The organism is Nonomuraea sp. NPDC049309 (assembly GCF_043196965.1).
In the GTDB taxonomy this organism is placed as follows: domain Bacteria; phylum Actinomycetota; class Actinomycetes; order Streptosporangiales; family Streptosporangiaceae; genus Nonomuraea; species Nonomuraea fastidiosa.
The window spans coordinates 567,415-583,829 of sequence record NZ_JBICSH010000006.1 but is presented as its reverse complement, the minus strand read 5'-3'; the positions used below and the strand labels follow the sequence as shown (position 1 = coordinate 583,829).

General features: G+C 71.5%; 13 protein-coding genes. 6 read left to right on the top strand and 7 right to left on the bottom strand.

From position 1 onward, the window contains the following. The first annotated feature begins 37 nt into the window (after positions 1 to 37). A complete protein-coding gene (locus ACGFIM_RS34260) occupies positions 38 to 580 on the top strand; it encodes a hypothetical protein (protein WP_393209175.1) in 543 nt (180 codons plus the stop codon). A 570-nt stretch (positions 581 to 1,150) separates the two neighbouring features. On the opposite strand, the gene ACGFIM_RS34255 is transcribed toward ACGFIM_RS34260, so the two are convergent. After that, positions 1,151 to 1,486 carry an Lsr2 family protein gene (locus ACGFIM_RS34255; RefSeq protein WP_393209172.1) on the bottom strand — a complete coding sequence of 112 codons (336 nt, stop codon included), beginning with the start codon at positions 1,484 to 1,486 and terminating at the stop codon, positions 1,151 to 1,153. A 435-nt stretch (positions 1,487 to 1,921) separates the two neighbouring features. Between ACGFIM_RS34255 and ACGFIM_RS34250 the strand changes: the two genes are divergently transcribed. From ACGFIM_RS34250 to ACGFIM_RS34235, 4 genes are all read left to right on the top strand, one after another. Continuing rightward, complete coding sequence (locus ACGFIM_RS34250) at positions 1,922 to 2,623, top strand: TetR/AcrR family transcriptional regulator (RefSeq protein WP_393209169.1); 702 nt, start codon at positions 1,922 to 1,924, stop codon at positions 2,621 to 2,623. Further along, positions 2,620 to 4,359 (top strand): protein kinase, encoded by a 1,740-nt coding sequence (locus tag ACGFIM_RS34245; RefSeq protein WP_393209283.1) that lies wholly within the window; start codon positions 2,620 to 2,622, stop codon positions 4,357 to 4,359. The genes ACGFIM_RS34250 and ACGFIM_RS34245 overlap by 4 nt, the downstream gene beginning before the upstream one ends. An 83-nt stretch (positions 4,360 to 4,442) precedes the next feature. After that, positions 4,443 to 5,147, top strand: a complete 705-nt coding sequence (locus tag ACGFIM_RS34240) for a DUF4097 family beta strand repeat-containing protein (protein WP_393209167.1) — start codon at positions 4,443 to 4,445, stop codon at positions 5,145 to 5,147. A 148-nt stretch (positions 5,148 to 5,295) separates the two neighbouring features. Next, complete coding sequence (locus ACGFIM_RS34235) at positions 5,296 to 5,778, top strand: hypothetical protein (RefSeq protein ID WP_393209164.1); 483 nt, start codon at positions 5,296 to 5,298, stop codon at positions 5,776 to 5,778. A gap of 48 nt (positions 5,779 to 5,826) precedes the next feature. On the opposite strand, the gene ACGFIM_RS34230 is transcribed toward ACGFIM_RS34235, so the two are convergent. From ACGFIM_RS34230 to fdhA, 5 genes are all read right to left on the bottom strand, one after another. Then, a complete protein-coding gene (locus ACGFIM_RS34230; protein WP_393209161.1) occupies positions 5,827 to 7,779 on the bottom strand; it encodes an ABC transporter ATP-binding protein in 1,953 nt (650 codons plus the stop codon). Further along, complete coding sequence (locus tag ACGFIM_RS34225; RefSeq protein WP_393209158.1) at positions 7,776 to 9,512, bottom strand: ABC transporter ATP-binding protein; 1,737 nt, start codon at positions 9,510 to 9,512, stop codon at positions 7,776 to 7,778. The genes ACGFIM_RS34230 and ACGFIM_RS34225 overlap by 4 nt, the downstream gene beginning before the upstream one ends. Further along, positions 9,512 to 10,171, bottom strand: coding sequence for a TetR/AcrR family transcriptional regulator (locus tag ACGFIM_RS34220; RefSeq protein ID WP_393209155.1), 660 nt, complete (start codon positions 10,169 to 10,171; stop codon positions 9,512 to 9,514). Before ACGFIM_RS34220 ends, ACGFIM_RS34225 begins: the two co-directional genes overlap by 1 nt. 123 nt (positions 10,172 to 10,294) lie before the next feature. Further along, entirely contained in the window at positions 10,295 to 10,558 is a 264-nt protein-coding gene (locus ACGFIM_RS34215; protein WP_393209152.1) for a hypothetical protein, read from the bottom strand. A gap of 52 nt (positions 10,559 to 10,610) precedes the next feature. Further along, positions 10,611 to 11,834, bottom strand: coding sequence for a formaldehyde dehydrogenase, glutathione-independent (gene fdhA, locus ACGFIM_RS34210; protein ID WP_393209149.1), 1,224 nt, complete (start codon positions 11,832 to 11,834; stop codon positions 10,611 to 10,613). 382 nt (positions 11,835 to 12,216) lie between these two features. Between fdhA and ACGFIM_RS34205 the strand changes: the two genes are divergently transcribed. Beyond that, entirely contained in the window at positions 12,217 to 13,233 is a 1,017-nt protein-coding gene (locus tag ACGFIM_RS34205) for a polysaccharide deacetylase family protein (RefSeq protein ID WP_393209146.1), read from the top strand. Positions 13,234 to 15,462: 2,229 nt separating this feature from the next. On the opposite strand, the gene ACGFIM_RS34200 is transcribed toward ACGFIM_RS34205, so the two are convergent. Next, positions 15,463 to 16,335 (bottom strand): aminoglycoside phosphotransferase family protein, encoded by an 873-nt coding sequence (locus ACGFIM_RS34200; RefSeq protein WP_393209143.1) that lies wholly within the window; start codon positions 16,333 to 16,335, stop codon positions 15,463 to 15,465. Positions 16,336 to 16,415 lie beyond the last annotated feature (80 nt).

The window sequence follows — 16,415 nt, the reverse complement described above, 5'->3', positions numbered from 1 at the left end:
CGGCTCGTCCCTTCGACGGGCGCATAAACTGCCGGATATGCGGCGTTTGAGCAGTACGGTGGTCGTGGTCGCCGGGGACAAGGCCGCTGACGTGATCGCGGGCCTGGACGACCGGCACAACGTCCACGCGATCCGGCGCGGCGAGCGCACCGCGGCCGAGGTGACGGATCTCGCGGCCAGGTCGGCGGCCACGTACGTGGTGCACGACGCCGACCCGCTGGCCGACGTGGCCGCGGCGTGGACCGCGTACTTCGACGGCACGGGCGTGGTCGGCGCGCTGGAGGTGGCCATCGAGGCCGCACTGGCCGACCTGCGGGCCGACCGGCTGGCACTGCCCGACTACTACCTGGTCCTGGAGTCGGCCGACATGCCCCAGACGTGGCGGCACTGGTGGCTCGGCGTGCTGGCGGGGGCGGCGCCCGTACGGGTGGTGCCGGTGCCCGCCTCATCGTCGGCGGTCGCCCACGAGCTGGGCCGCCTGGCGGCCGGCCGATGGTGGCCGTCCGACCTGGAGACGTGGCTGCGCGGCCTGCCCAAGGTGGTGCCCGACCAGCTGCTGACGGGCTCTGCCCCGTCGTAGCCGGCGGACGGCGCGGCGCGGCCGCCCGCCGGCGGGGCCGCGAACGTACAGGAGCGCCTCGTCGCGCATGGCGACGGCGTCGAGAGCGAAGAGCGCGCGCTGCCCGTGTTCTTCGGCAGCGCGGATGTCAGGTGAGGCCGCTCCCCTGCGGGGCGAACGCGAGCGCTCCCGCTCGGGGCGAACCGGCCGTAAGGACTTCTCGGAACGCACCTGCCCGGAGCGGCCCGGCCGTGCGGACCTTTCAGTGGTGCGTGCTCGGCGGCGGCCGGCCCGCGTGTGCAGTGATGGCGGGCCCGGCCGTGGCCGCCGTGAGTGCTCCTCTCCCGGCCTCCGCCCTGCTCGGGAGGAGCGGCTCTGAGAGGAGACGGTGGAGCGACTCCGGCGCTCGCCGGATAGGGGCCCGGTGAGGGGCTCGACCCTGTCCGGCGGCGCGCGGCGAAGGCGGCGAAGCGGGCGCCTCCGGCGCGAGGAGTCACGTCACCGGCTCTGCCGGACGGAGGGGGCGCGAGGTCGTCGCGCCCCTCGGCGCGTCCGTCAGCGAATCCGTGTGCGGATCCCTGCGCGGATCCGTCAGTGAGCGGCCTCGTACTGCTCGACGACGGAGGAGGCGATGCGGCCTCGCTCGCTCACCGGCAGACCCTGGGCCTTGGCCCACTTACGGATCTCGGTGGCCTTCTCGCGGCTCACGGCACGCGAGGAGCCGCTGCGACGGCCGCGGCCGCCCCGCTCGGCGCGGACGGCCCTGGCCTTCGTGATAAACGGCGCCAGCGCCTTCTCGAGCTTCTCTCTGTTGGCTCCCGACAGGTCGATCTCGTAGTTGGTGCCGTCGAGCGCGAACCTCGTCGTGCCCTCGGCTTCACTGCCGTCGATGTCATCGATAAAGGATTCAACAATGCGCTTCGCCATTAGGTGCTCCAAATACGTTTACGTTGCAGGTACTGTAACGCTCTTCAGCAGGAATCGCATCTCAGGGGCGTGTCGTGCCTCCGATGGCCCGTCCTCCGGCGCTTTCCCTGGTCAACACTAAAGAATACCCTCCACCTCCCGATTCCGGGTACGGACCGGCGAGGCCCGCGGTTCGGCCTTCAAAGGCGCCGAAACGGCGGTGTTGAAGAGCAATTCAAAGGACACGGTCCGGCCTCGGACATAGGCGAACTCGTCACATCGCCCCGCCCCGCGCGGCACTGCTTCAACGGTTACTCAAGACCCGCAAGGGCCGGACGGCGCGGCGCGACGCGCCATTGACGGGCTTGCGACCCGGGAACGTTCCAGCAATCCGAACCACTTGCGCGGGCACTGCCGGCCCCCTAAGTTATGGCCCATAACTTAGGGGGTGGTCCGGTGCGGACGGGTGGCCGCCCGGCGAGCTTCACCGTCGACGACGTGATCGCGGCCGGCAAGCGGATCGGGCTCAACGAGCTGACCATGCAGCGCGTCGCCGACGCGCTCGGCGTCACCACGGCGGCGATCTACCGCCACGTGCCGAGCCGCGCCGAGCTGGAGACGCTGGTCGGCGAGGCCATACTCGGCGAACTGCAGATGGTCGACGACCCCGACGAGCCGCTCGTTCCCCATCTGGTGAGCTTCGCGCTGCAGCTGCACCGCTTCGCGCTCGCCCATCCGGGCTGCGCCTCGTACATGCTGCGCCTCTTCCCGCGCGGGACGTCCGGCGTCCGGCTCATGGAGGAGGAGCTGCGCGCCCTCGGCCGGCGCGGTTACGATCCCGCCGCCGCGACCGTCATCGCCTCCGGCATCGCGCTCATCGCGCTCGGCCTCACGGTGGCCCAGGAGGAGCGGGCCACCATCGCCGGGTCGCCGGTCGTCGCGCAGGCGCTCGCCTCGATGGGCGACTCGGCGCTGCTGCGTCAGGCGATGGCCGGCATCCCCCACCACACCCCGGAGGACCTCTTCGTGCTGCTGCTCAGCGCGGCCGTCGAGGGGCTGGTCGCCCGGCTGCCGCCGGGTGCGCCCGTCCCGGACTCGCCCTGGGCGCACACGCCCCCCGGTGACCCCACCATCCCGACCACGGAGACGACGCCCTGAACACCGACGACAACGGCCTGCCGCCCCTGTCCCCCGAGGACCCCGCCACGGTCGGCCCTTACCGGATCGAGAGGCGGCTCGGCAGCGGCGGGCAGGGCGTCGTGTACGCCGGCCGCGCCCCCGGCGGCCCTCTCGTCGCGATCAAACTGCTGCACGCCCACCTCGTCGCCGACGACGACGCCCGCGACCGCTTCCTGCGCGAAGTGGAGACGGCCAAGCGGGTGGCGCCGTTCTGCACGGCCCAGCTGCTCGACTCTGGATTCGCCTGGAGCAGGCCGTACATCGTCAGCGAGTACGTGCCGGGGCCGTCGCTGCAGGTCTCCGTACGCGACGGCGGGCCGCGCGGCGCGGCGGCGCTGCACCGGCTGGCGATCAACACGGCCACGGCGCTGGCCGCCATCCACGCCGCCGGGGTGGTGCACCGCGACTTCAAGCCGGCCAACGTACTGCTCGGGCCCGACGGTCCCGTGGTGATCGACTTCGGCATCGCCAAGGCGCTCGACCAGAGCCTGTCGGTGATCAGCAGCCAGCCGTTCGGCAGCCCGGCGTACATGGCCCCCGAGCAGATCTCCGGCGGCGAGGTGGGGCCGCCCGCCGATCTGTTCGCCTGGGCCGCCACCATGTACTACGCGGCCACCGGCCGGCGCGCGTTCGGCGGCGAGGGCATTCCGGCGACGCTGCACGCGGTGCTGACGAGCGAGCCCGACCTGACGCCGCTGGACGAGCGGCTGCGCTGGCTGCTGCGCGACTGCCTGGCCAAAGATCCGGCGCGCCGCCCGACGTCGGCACAGGTGGTCGAGCGGTTACGGGCGTTCGCCTCGCTGACGGATCCGCGCATGCCCGGCCTGGGTCCCGCGCTGAACCCCGCGAACCCGCCGTCCGACCCCGGGAACCCGTCCGGGTATCCGCCATCCCCGGCAGACCCGCCGTCCGGACCCTTCGGCGCCGTGCAAGGACCGTCCTCCGCCGATACCGGTCCGAGCGCGCAGGTGCAGGGGGCGGCGCTCGCCACCGGGCCCGCTCCTAGCGGCAGGACGCGCGCGCTCAAGGTGGCCGTCCCGGTCGGGGCGGTGGCCGTGATCGCCGCCGCCGGGATCGGCTGGTACGCCCTGTCGCCCGCCGTCTCCCGGCCTGAGGCGGCCGCCCTCACCCCCTTACCCACCGCCACGCAGCCGCCGGGGCGGCCCACCGCCGAGACGGCGACCGAAGAACCCGCAGAAGAGCCCACGGGAAAGCCCACCGAGAAGCGCAAGCCCACCGAGGCCAAGACCCCCAGGGCGAAGGACCTGGCCAGCTCACGGCCCAGATCCGCCACACCCACCGCATCGCGCCGCGCCCCCGCCACGACCGCCGCCCCGACCCCCGCCTCCGTTCCGACGCGGACCACCGTTCCGACGAGGAAGGCGACCGCGACACCCACCCGCAGACCGGCGACCCGCACCCCCGAGCCCACCACGCAAGCGTCGAGGTCACCGGCGTCCAAGCGCACCTCCGCCGCGCCCGCCCCCGAGCCCACCACGGGCACGGTCTCGTGGCAGGACGTGGACGCGTACTGCAAGGCCAAGGGCTATTCGGGTTCGTACACCGCCGGGTGGACCTACACCGGCTGCAACGGCTCCGACTCGACGATCGACCTGGCGGCGGTGTGCCGGTGGAAGTATCCGGACTACTCCAACGTCAGCGCCAAGATGCCGGCCAATCCGTGGATACCGACGACGACATGCGACCTGTCCTGAGCCGCCGCAGGGGCGGCTCTCAGGGGTGATTCCAGGGATGACCCGGAGGGCGAAGCGGGCCCGCCCCGGAAGAATGGTGAGACATGACGATGAGGAGAGCGGTGCTGATCGCGGGTCTGGCCGGGCTCGCGGCCGTGACGACGGCCTGCGGCGTGGGGGGCTACGCGAGCGAGGACTCCGTCTCGTACGACGTCCCTGACAAGGTGGCGGCGCTGCGGGTCACGACCGACAGCGGCACCATCGAGGTGGTCGGGTCCGACCGCGAGGGCGTCCACGTGACCGAGCGCCTGCAGTGGCGCAAGGAGAAGCCGGCCACATCCCACGACGTCCGCGGCGACACGCTGGAGCTGACCTTCACGTGCCCCACCGTGTGGGGGCTCGGCGCGGCGGGCGTCACCTGCGACGTGTCCTACCGGGTCGAGGTGCCCAAGGCGACCCGGCTCAAGCTGACGTCCGACTCGGGTGACGTGACGCTGATCGGCGTGGCCGGCGACGTGGAGGTCACCAGCGACTCCGGCTCGATCAAGGGCGACGAGCTGACCGGCAAGCGGGTCGTCACGAAGTCCGACTCGGGCGACGTGAAGCTGGCCTTCGCCGGGCCGCCGGACGCGCTCACCACCGAGACCGACTCGGGTGACACCCAGGTACGCGTCCCGGACGGGCCGTACCGGATCACCGCCAGGACCGACTCCGGCGACAAGGACATCAAGACGGCCGGCGACGCCAAGGCCCCGCGCACGATCCAGCTGACCAGCGACTCCGGCGACCTCGAACTCGCGCCGGCCTGACCATCGAGCCGCCGGGGCGCGCGTGCGTGCCGGCCCCCGCACCGGCCCGACCTGGTCGGCTCAGAGAACGCGGCGCTCCGGATGTGGGCGCCGCCGGCCAGGACGTAGGGTCGAGATCGTCACCGTATCGGCCTTCTGTGGAGCGTCCATGACCGTCACTCCGGCGCACCTGCGGGCACTCGCGAACCGCGCAGAAGCACTCGCCGCCGAGGTCCGCGCCCTGTGCGCCACTCCCCCTGTCACCACCACGGACGCCGCCGGCGCATCGCCTGGCGCCGACCCCCTGGCGGCGGCGCGGCAGGCCGCCGACCGGCTGGCCAGGAGCACCGACGACCTGCGGCGCGCGGCGGCCGAGCTGGCCCGGCTCCAGGTGGAGCCGTGCGGCCTGACCTGGGCGGTCTGCCCCGAGCACGGCAACACGCTCTCCTCCATGGCGGGCGTGTCGAAGTGCCGGGTGTGCGGGTGGAGCCGGAGCACCCCGCGGCCGGGCCAGCCGTGCGGGGCACCGGTGACGTGGAAGGTGATCGACCGGTCGGGCGGCGAGACCCGCATGTGCGACGGCCACGTGCTCGGCGCCCGCGCCGTCTCCCAGGGCGCCACGTTCATCCGCATCGACCAGGAGCTCACGTGACAACGGGTGCGGGAGGGACCGCGCGGTCCCTCCCGCACCCGTTGTCGGCTAATCGACCTCCACCACGGGCTGGGCGAACTGGGCCTCGTGCAGGCGGGCGTAGGCGCCGCCCGCGGCGAGCAGCGACTCGTGCGTGCCCTGCTCGACGATCTGCCCGTTCTCCATGACGAGGATGAGGCTGGCGTCGCGGATGGTGGACAGGCGGTGGGCGATGACGAAGCTCGTCCGCCCCTTGCGCAGCTTGCTCATCGCCCGCTGGATGAGCACCTCGGTACGCGTGTCGACCGAGCTGGTGGCCTCGTCCAGGATGAGGATCGCCGGTTCCGCGAGGAACGCCCGCGCGATCGTGATGAGCTGCTTCTCGCCCGCGCTGACCGCCGAGCCCTCCTCGTCGATCACGGTGTCGTAGCCGTCGGGCAGGGTGTGGGCGATGCGGTCGACGTGCGCGGCCTCGGCGGCGGCCTCGATCTGCGCGCGGGTGGCGTTCTCCGCGCCGTAGCCGATGTTCTCCGCGATCGTGCCGCCGAACAGCCAGGTGTCCTGCAGCACCATGCCGATGTTGGAGCGCAGCTCCTCCCTCGACATCTTCGCGATGTCCACGCCGTCGATCGTGATGCGGCCGCCGGTCACCTCGTAGAAGCGCATGATGAGGTTGACCAGCGTGGTCTTGCCCGCGCCCGTGGGTCCGACGATGGCCACGGTCTGGCCGGGCTCGACGGTGAGCGACAGGTTCTCGATCAGCGGCCGGTCGGGGCTGTAGGAGAACGACACGTTCTCGAACGCCACCCGGCCCCTGACCTGCTCGGGCCGCGCGGGCTCGGCCGGCTCGGCCGACTGCTCGGGGGCCTCGAGCAGCTCGAACACCCGCTCGGCGGAGGCGACGCCCGACTGCACCAGGCCGGCCATGCTGGCCACCTGGGTGAGCGGCTGGCTGAACTGGCGGGAGTACTGGATGAACGCCTGCACGTCGCCCAGCGAGATCGACCCCGACGCCACCTTGAGCCCGCCCACCACGGCGACCAGCACGTAGTTGAGGTTGCTGATGAACATCATGGCCGGCTGGATGACGCCGGAGATGAACTGGGCGCGGAAGCCGGAGGTGAACAGGGCCTGGTTGTGCTCGGTGAAGGTCTCGGCCGACTCCTTCTGCCTGCCGAACGCCTTGACCAGCGTGTGGCCGCCGTACATCTCCTCGATGTGGCCGTTGAGCTTGCCGGTCGCGGCCCACTGCGCGATGAACTGCGGCTGCGACCGCTTGCCGATGAACGCGGTGACGAAGACCGTCACCGGCACCGTGACGACCGCGATCAGCGCCAGGATCGGCGAGATCACGAACATCATGGCCAGCACCGCGACGACCGTCAGCAGCGAGGTGACGAGCTGGCCCATCGTCTGCTGGAGGCTCTGGGCGATGTTGTCGGTGTCGTTGGTGGCGCGGCTGAGGATCTCGCCGCGCGGCTGGTCGTCGAAGTACCGCAGCGGCAGCCGGCTCAGCTTGCCCTCGATGCGCTCGCGCAGCCGGGCGACGGCCCGCTGCACGACGGTGGTGGTCATGCGGAACTGCGCGATGCCGAGCCCGGCCGCGAGCAGGTAGACGGTCAGCGCCCAGCCGAGCACCTGAGCCAGCTCGGTGAAGTCGATGCCCTGGCCGGGCACGACGTGCATCGAGGCGACCATGTCGGCGAAGGTGTCCTGGCCCTGGGCGCGCAGCCCGGCCACCGCCTGCTCCTTGGTGACGCCGGCCGGGAGCCGTTCGCCGATGACGCCGGAGAAGATCAGGTCGGTGGCGTGGCCGAGGATCTTCGGGCCGATCACCGTGAGCGCGACGCTGGACGCGCCGAGCAGCAGGATGACGATCACGCGGGCGAGTTCCGGGCGCAGCAGCCGCAGCAGCCTGCGCAGCGTGCCGCCGAAGTCGTGCGGTTTCTCCGGCGGCCCGCCCATCATGCGGCCTGGCCCGATCTGCGGCTGGGGCCGGCGCGCGGGTGCCTGGGTCGTCATGCCGCGGCCTCCTGTTCGGTGAGCTGGGACAGGACGATCTCCCGGTACGTCGGGCAGGTCGTCATGAGCTCGGCGTGGGTGCCGCTGCCGACCAGGCGGCCGTCGTCGAGCACGAGAATGCGGTCGGCGTCGCGGATCGTGTTGACCCGCTGGGCCACGATGATGATGGTGGCGTCGGCGATCTCCTCGGCGAGCGCGGCTCGCAGCCGGGCGTCGGTCGCGTAGTCGAGCGCCGAGAACGAGTCGTCGAAGAGGTAGATCTCCGGCCGGTGCACCAGGGCCCTGGCGATGGCCAGGCGCTGGCGCTGGCCGCCGGAGACGTTGGTGCCGCCCTGCGCGATCGGCTCCTCCAGTTTGTTCGGCATGGCCTCGACGAAGTCGCGGGCCTGCGCGATCTCCAGGGCGCGCCACAGCTCCTCGTCGGTGGCGTCGGGGCGGCCGTACCTGAGGTTGGAGGCCACGGTGCCGGAGAAGAGGTAGGGCGCCTGCGGGACCAGGCCGACGATGCGGGAGAGCACGGCGGGGTCGAGGTCGCGTACGTTGACGCCGTCGACCAGCACCTCGCCGTCGGTCGCGTCGAACAGCCTGGGGATGAGGTTGAGCAGCGTGGTCTTGCCGCTGCCGGTGCCGCCGATGATCGCGGTCGTGCGCCCGGGGCGCGCCGTGAACGTGATGTCCGACAGCACCGGCTCCTCCGCGCCCGGGTAGCGGAAGCCGACCGAGCGCAGTTCCAGCTCGCCGATGCGGCGCTCGGGGGTGACGGGCTTCGCCGGCGGGTGCACGGTGGGCTCGGTGTCGAGCACCTCCTTGATGCGCTCGGCGCAGACCTCGGCGCGCGGGATCATCATGAACATGAACGTCGCCATCATGACCGACATGAGGATCTGCATCAGGTAGGAGATGACCGCGGTCAGCGCGCCCACCTGCATGTCGCCGTCGGCGATGCGGTGGCCGCCGAACCAGACGACGGCGATGCTGGAGAGGTTCACGATCAGCATCACCGAGGGGAACATCAGCGCCATCAGCCGGCCGGCCTTGAGCGAGACGTCGGTGAGCCGGTCGTTGGCCACGGCGAAGCGCTCGCGCTCGTGCTGGTCGCGGACGAACGCCCTGATCACCCGGATGCCGGTGATCTGCTCGCGCAGCACCTGGTTGATGCGGTCGATGCGCTCCTGCATGAGGCGGAACAGCGGCCGCATCCGCACGACGATCAGGCCGACGATGACGACCATGACCGGCAGCACCACGAGCAGCAGCGACGACAGCGTGGTGTCCTGCCGCACCGCCAGCACGATGCCGCCGACGCACATGATCGGCGCGGTCACCATCGCGATGAGCGTCATCATCACGAGGAGCTGGATCTGCTGGACGTCGTTGGTGCTGCGGGTGATCAGCGACGGCGGGCCGAACTTGTTGACCTCCTGGACGGAGAAGTCCTGCACCCGGTGGAAGACGGCGGCCCGCAGGTCCCTGCCGAGGGCCATGGAGGTGTAGGCGCCGTAGTAGACGGCGACGATCGAACAGGTGATCTGGATGAGCGTGACGCCCAGCATCACGAGCCCGACGCGCAGGATCGTGCCGGTGTCGCCCTTGACGACGCCGTCGTCGATGATGTCGGCGTTGAGCGTGGGGAGGTAGAGCGTCGCCAGCGTCTGGACGAACTGGAAGAGGACGACGAGCGTGATCTCTTTCCCGTACGGCCTGAGCTGGACGCGCAGGAGACGGAACAGCATCAACTACTGCTTTCTTTGTCAGGAGTGGGGGTTTCCGGCTGGTCGAGCAGCCGGCCGAGCAGCACGAGATCGTCGTCGTGCCGGTCCTGCGACGGACGCACGAGCAGCCCGTCGAGGAGCAGGGACACGATCCCGGCGTCGTCCATGTCGTCGATCTCGTCGGCGCCGTAGCTCGACTTGGCCTGCACGGCGACCGCGATCAGCATGAGCAGCAGGTGCGCCGCGGTCCGAGGGGAACGGTGCAGCCGGTCGCGGTCGGGCTCCATGAGGTCGGCCAGCGCGTCGATGATCCGGTTGCGGCTGCCGACGAGATGCCGGCCGAACTCCTCGTCCTCCATCGCGAGGTCCCTGGCGGCGATGTGCAGCCTTTCGTTGATCGCCATGCCCTGGCGCACTTTGCCGACCACCTGCACCAGGCGGGCGCGCAGTTCGAGCTCGGTGCCGACGGCCTCGATCTCCTCGACCGCCGGAGCGGGGTCGAACGCGCGCACGAGCGCCGCCCGCACGAGCGAGGCCTTATCGGGGAAGGCACCGAAGATCGTGCCCTCGGCCACGCCGGCGGCCTCGGCGATCTGCCGGGTGCTCACCGCGGTCCCGTGCTCGCGCAGCAGGGGGAGCGTGGCCTCGACGAGTGCGGCCCGGCGGTCCTCCGGTGCCATCGCCGGCACCCGTCGCCTCTTACTCGCCGGCGCCCTTCGCCTTATCGTCATGGGATCGAGGCTAATGAGTGAGTACTCGCTCGTTCAACCGGTTTTTCGGCTTGTCGCCCGGTTGGTGGCGGCTTATGAGCGAGGAACGTCCTGGCAGGAGGGCAGATCGGCGGCGTCGAGAAATCTCCGTACGGTCTGCTGCGGCGTGCCGTCCCGCCACGCACGGCTGCGCTGCGGCCGGGTCGCGCCCGCGCGGCGCACGACGTCCTGGGTGATCAGGGCGAGGCCGCGGCGGTCGTAGGTTTGCCTGAGCGACCGGGCGACGGTGGTCTCGCCGGAGCCGCCGCGGATGACGACGAGGACGGTGCCGCGAGGGCCGCAGAGCGCGCGCGGCACCGTACCGGAGGCCGCCGGTCACGAGAGGCGGCCTCCGGAAGGCGTGCCCGGCTCAGGCGGCGGCGCCGAGGTAGCCGTTCGGGTCGAGGACGTACTTACGGGCCGCGCCCTCGTCGAACTCGTGGTAGCCGCGCGGCGCCTCCTCCAGCGGGATCGGCGTCGCGTTGACGGCCTCGGCGATGTGCACGCGGTCGTGCAGGATCGCCTGCATGAGCTGCCGGTTGTAGCGCATCACCGGGCACTGGCCGGTCGTGAAGCTGTGCGACTTGGCCCAGCCGAGACCGATCCTGATCGACAGCGAGCCCTGCTTGGCGGCCTCGTCGGCGGCCCCGGGGTCGCCGGTCACGTACAGGCCGGGGATGCCGAGCGCGCCGCCCGCCCTGGTGATGTCCATCAGCGTGTTGAGCACGGTCGCCGGGTGCTCCTTCTGCGCCTCCTTACCGTGGCCGCGCGCCTCGAAGCCGACCGCGTCCACGGCGCAGTCCACCTCGGGCTCGCCCAGTATCTGCTCGATCTGGTCCTTCGGCTCACCCTGCGAGACGTCCACGGTCTCGCAGCCGAAGCTGCGCGCCTGTTCCAGACGCTGCTTGTTGAGATCGCCGACGATGACGACGGCGGCCCCGAGCAGCAGCGCGGACGCGGCGGCGGCCAGGCCCACGGGGCCCGCGCCGGCGATGTAGACGGTCGAGCCAGGCTGCACCCCTGCCGTCACGCAGCCGTGGTAGCCGGTCGGGAAGATGTCCGAGAGCATCGCCAGGTCGAGGATCTTCTCCATCGCCTGGTCCTTGTCGGGGAACTTCAGCAGGTTCCAGTCCGCGTACGGCACCAGCGCGTACTGCGCCTGCCCGCCGACCCAGCCGCCCATGTCGACGTACCCGTACGCCGAGCCGGGCCGGTCCGGGTTGACGTGCTCGCAGATGCCGGTCTTGCCCTCCTTGCAGTTGCGGCAGCGGCCGCAGGAGATGTTGAACGGCACGGACACCAGGTCCCCGGTCTTGATGAACTCGACACCCGGCCCCGTCTCGACGACCTCGCCGGTGATCTCGTGGCCGAGCACGAGCCCCTGGGGCGCGGTCGTGCGGCCGCGGACCATGTGCTGGTCGCTGCCGCAGATGTTGGTCGCGACGGTCTTGACGATGGCGGCGTGGGGCACCTTGCGCCCCACGTTGGCCGGGTTGACGCCAGGGCCGTCCTTGAGCTCGAAATCGGGATAGTCGACTTCGTGGACCTCGACCTTGCCTGGGCCTTCGTACACGACTCCCTTGTTGCCGGGCATGGGGCAGTCTCCTTGTCAGAAGGTGACGAGCGTGTGGTTCTTCACGGCTGTTCAGATCACCTCCCCTGCCTGGACATGAGGGACAGGAGCTGACATAGATGCATAAATCAGCATCTATTGCCGAGAATACCTTTCGGCGCTCGCCCGCTCGGGGCCGTGACCGACTCAGGGACCACCGTTGACCGACCCGTGCCGTCCGGCCGGAAGAAGCTTTCATGGTTCCGATAATTTTCGGAGACTGTCGAGCCACGTGAGAGCTGCCATTATCCAGCTCCTTAACGAGAATGCTCCGAAACATTTCTGGATCTCATTGACACATTTCGGGGACGTACTCACAATGACCGGCAGGTGCAGCCCCCCGAAATGATCAAAGGGACCAGCCATGATCGAAAGGAAACGCCGCAGCGCGCTCGCCACCGCGCTATTAGCCGGGCTCCTCGCCACCTGCCTCGCCGTCACCGTGACCTCCACCGTCGCCTCGGCCAGCGCCGCCGCGCAGCGCAACGCCGCCGACGACTGCAGCGCGGGTTACGTCGGGCTGACGTTCGACGACGGGCCCAACCCCGGCAACACCGCCAACCTGCTCAACGCCCTCACCTCGAACGGCCTGCGCGCCACCATGTTCAACATCGGCCAGAACGCCCAGAACAACCCCGGCCTGGTCAGGGCGCAGCTCGACGCCGGCATGTGGATCGGCAACCACAGCTGGTCCCACCCCCACCTGACCCAGCTCGGCAGCGCGCAGATCACCTCAGAGCTGCAGAGCACCCAGCAGGCGATCCAGCAGGCGACCGGCAGCGCGCCCCGGCTGTTCCGCCCGCCGTTCGGGGAGACCAACGGCACGGTCAGGTCCGTCGAGCAGCAGCTCGGGCTCACCGAGGTGCTGTGGGACGTCGACTCCCAGGACTGGAACGGCGCCAGCACCGGCCAGATCGTCCAGGCCGCGAGCAGCCTGCAGAACGGCCAGGTCATCCTCATGCACGACCAGTACGCCACCACCCTGGCCGCCATCCCCCAGATCGCCGCGAACCTCCGCAGCCGCAACCTGTGCGCCGGCATGATCTCCCCCACCACCGGCCGGGCCGTCGCGCCCGACGACGGAGGCGGCCCCACCACCCCGCCGCCCGGCGACTCCTGCACCGCGACCATCACGCCCGGTGAGCAGTGGAACGACCGCTTCAACCTGTCCGTGACCGTCTCCGGGTCCAGCTCGTGGATCGTCACCGTCACCCTGTCCCCGCCGCAGCGCGTCATCGCCACCTGGAACGGCACCCCCTCGTGGGACTCCAGCGGGTACGTGATGACGATGCGGCCGAACGGCAACGGCAACACGTTCGGCTTCACGATCCTGCACGGCGGCAACTGGAACTGGCCCTCGGTCTCCTGTCGCACCGGCTGACCCACCCCGTGGGCGACACCCGCCCGGCGTGACCACACCGCCCACCGCAAGCACCGCCCTCACGCGAGCCCGCCAGGACCGAGCAGACCGGCGACCCTCGCACGAGCACGCCACGCGAGCGAGCCGGGCGTGCGCCCGCGACCATCCGCCCGCGGGAAGGATCAGGGCACCCGCCCACGCGGAGGGCCCAGGGCACCCGCCCGCGTGAAGGGCCCAGGGCACGCGCCCGCGTGGAGGGCGGGGCGGGAACGGCAGCCTGGTCCCGGCGACCGGCCCCTGCGGTGGGTGAGGCTCCGGCTCCGGGGGCGTGAGGGCGGATGCGACGGCGGCCCGCACCCGCCGGCACGCCTGCGCGAAGTCAGCGCGACGGCGGCCCGCACCCGGCGGCACGCCTGCGCGAAGTCAGCGCGACGGCGGCCCGCACCCGGCGGCGCGCCTGGGCGAAGTCAGGCTGCGACGTCAGGCGTGGGCGGCCATCGCGCCGGCAGGCGTCCCAGCGGGCGGCGCGATGGCCAGACCGCCGCCGCAGCCACGGTCACCGGTCCGGGCAGGAGGTGCGGGGGTCGGCTGGGGTGAGCGACCGCCGCCGGCGGCCGGGGGCGCGAGAGGCCGGCCGATCCTGCCCGGACCGGCCCTCCACGCCTGACCGGCCGCCGCCGACGCCGCCGGCCGCCCCAAACCGCCGGCCCCGCCGGGGCCGGGGTCCCCTCTCGGCCGGCCTGGGCCGTCCACTCCCCCGGACGGCCCAGGCCGCTGACCCCACCGGAACGGGACACCTCTCTCGAGCGGTCGGGGCCGCCCACTCCCCCGGACAGTCCAAGCCACTGACCCCACCGGAACCGGACACCCTCCCTCGACCCGGCCCACACCGTCCCCCACCCAGTCCGGGCCGCCCACTCCCCCGGACAGTCCAAGCCACTGACCCCACCGGAACCGGACACCCTCACTCAACCCGGCCCACACCGTCCCCCACCCGGTCCGGGCTTCCCGCTCCTGGTTGGCCCGCGGCCTTTCGACGTCCCCGGCCGGGCGTGGCGGCCTCGCGCCCTTCCAGGGCAGCCGGCCGGGGACCCGGCGGCGGACCCACGAGCCGGGGGCCCGCCGCCGGGCCGGCGTCACGAGAGTGGCGCCGGCCCCGCCGTCGTCCAGTACCCGGCCGACCACGTGTGCTTGTCTGACACCGCAGCCCAGTCGCTGCCATCTCACGAGGCCATCGCACGGGCGCAGCACCGGCTTCGCCGCGTCAGGGTGCAGCACGGCAGTGCGGATGCCACGCACGCAGGCACGCGGCATCGGCACCACGGGAGCAGCTCCGGCCCACCCGGCATCAGCGAGAAGCGACCGGCGCAGGCAGGCTGTCCTTCGAGCGATCCGAGAGTTACATCGGCGAGGGCGCAGGCGGCAGGCACCCGGCCGGTGCGGCGCTTCTGGTAACGGCACCCGGCCGGTGCGGCGCTCTAGCAGCGGCGCGTGCTCTGGCAAGGCTCAGCCAGACGATCACCCCGGCCTCCGGCCGCGACGGCGGGCGAGTCGCGCTCGCGGCCACCGCGTGGCACGGACTGACGCACAACGCGGACTGACACGTAGCGCGGACTGACGCGTAGCGTGAGCTGTCGCGTAGCGTGAGCTGTCGCGTAGCGCGAGCTGACGCGTAGCGCGAGCTGACGCGTAGCGCGAGCTGACGCGTAGCGCGAGCTGACGCACAACGCGGACTGACACGTAGCGCGAGCTGACGCGCAACCTCAGCTGACACACACTCCGGACTGACCTGTAGCGCAGGCTGGAGCGGAGTGACGCGCAACGTGAGCCGGCGCGCAACGCGGGCCGGCGCATAGCACAGGCCGGCACGCAGCACGGCTCTGGGTGTGGCGTGGTTGCGGTGCGGGTGTGGTGGTCGAGCGGTCGTGACCGCGCCGGGTTCCCCCAGACCCGGGACGATCATGATCGTTCGTACGTTGCGGATGTTGCGGGCGAGGGCCTTACCAGTCCCAGCCGCCGCCCCAGCCCCACCAGCGCCTTCTCCTCCAGCGCCAGCGCCTTCTCCGCCAGCGGCATCGCCAGCCTCGGCGTCCGCAGCCGCCCCCTTGGTCGTATCCCGGGATTCCGGCCATGGTGATTCCTCCCCGTGTTTACTCCCCTCGGATTCACACTAGGTCGGAAATCGCCACAAACTAGGGCATATTTCCGGATTTCGCCGAGCTTTGACGGTGAATTCACTACGTAAAGCGGCTAACGCGCAGGCCCCTCCCCGGCCTCCATCTCCGCCGACAGCCAGGCCGCGATGTGCCGGGCGTAGCTGTCCGGCAGCGGCAGCGGATCCCCGCCGATCGTGAACACCGCGCACAGGATGTTCACCCCGAACAGCCGGTCCCAGATCCGAGCCCGGCGGTAGGTCCCCGGGTCCACGGCGGCGCGCACGTTCCGCCAGCCGTGCCGGCTCATGAACGCGGCGTCGATCGCCGGATCGAACAGGTGCGCCCGGTCCCAGTCGAGCACTCCGACCAGCGTCCCGTCCGGGGCCCAGTGCACGTTGTCACCGGCGAGGTCGCCGTGCACCAGCACGTCGGGCACCGCCTCCAGCTCCAGCGCCGCCGCGAGCCGGCGCTCGGCCTCGGACCGCAGCCGCGCCGGCAGCCGGGGCAGCACGTCGTGCTCGATCACGCGCGCCCAGTGCCCGTCGTGCGCGCGGGGCGCGGGCAGCAGCCTGCGCAGCTCGTCCGTCACGGGCAGCTCGCGGATCGCCGACAGCAGCTCGGCGATCCGCCGGGGATCGCCCTGGCCTTCGGGCAATCCCGCGCCGGAGATCCACGAGACCGCGACCGCCCGGCGAGAGCCGAACTCCATCACGGGCGTCAGGGGCTCCGGCACCTGGAACGGCGGCCCCGCCGCCTTGATCGCCCGCAGGATCTCGACCCCGCGCGGCATCTGCGCCGCCCCGAGCGGACGCTTGGAGACGCGGACGGCGGCCACCCCCGGCAGCAGCACGACATCGTGCACGTTCCCCGGACCGCGCCGCGCCTTGTCCAGCGGCGCTCCCGGCACCAGCGCGGCGGCGATCTCCAGCAGGTCGTCGGGCAGCCGTTCGTTCTCAGTCGATGGCACCGCGCGAGACTATCGGCTCCCGCCGGAGCCCCGAGGATCAAACCTGCACAAGGGGCGCGTGTCACCGGAGGGACGGCGGC

Excerpts from the sequence above, each read along its gene's own strand:
- ACGFIM_RS34260 (WP_393209175.1), top strand. The coding sequence starts at position 38 with ATGCGGCGTTTGAGCAGTACGGTGGTCGTGGTCGCCGGGGACAAGGCC.
- ACGFIM_RS34255 (WP_393209172.1), bottom strand. The coding sequence starts at position 1,486 with ATGGCGAAGCGCATTGTTGAATCCTTTATCGATGACATCGACGGCAGT.
- ACGFIM_RS34240 (WP_393209167.1), top strand. The coding sequence starts at position 4,443 with ATGACGATGAGGAGAGCGGTGCTGATCGCGGGTCTGGCCGGGCTCGCG.
- ACGFIM_RS34235 (WP_393209164.1), top strand. The coding sequence starts at position 5,296 with ATGACCGTCACTCCGGCGCACCTGCGGGCACTCGCGAACCGCGCAGAA.
- ACGFIM_RS34230 (WP_393209161.1), bottom strand. The coding sequence starts at position 7,779 with ATGACGACCCAGGCACCCGCGCGCCGGCCCCAGCCGCAGATCGGGCCA.
- ACGFIM_RS34225 (WP_393209158.1), bottom strand. The coding sequence starts at position 9,512 with ATGCTGTTCCGTCTCCTGCGCGTCCAGCTCAGGCCGTACGGGAAAGAG.
- ACGFIM_RS34220 (WP_393209155.1), bottom strand. The coding sequence starts at position 10,171 with ATGGCACCGGAGGACCGCCGGGCCGCACTCGTCGAGGCCACGCTCCCC.
- fdhA (WP_393209149.1), bottom strand. The coding sequence starts at position 11,834 with ATGCCCGGCAACAAGGGAGTCGTGTACGAAGGCCCAGGCAAGGTCGAG.
- ACGFIM_RS34205 (WP_393209146.1), top strand. The coding sequence starts at position 12,217 with ATGATCGAAAGGAAACGCCGCAGCGCGCTCGCCACCGCGCTATTAGCC.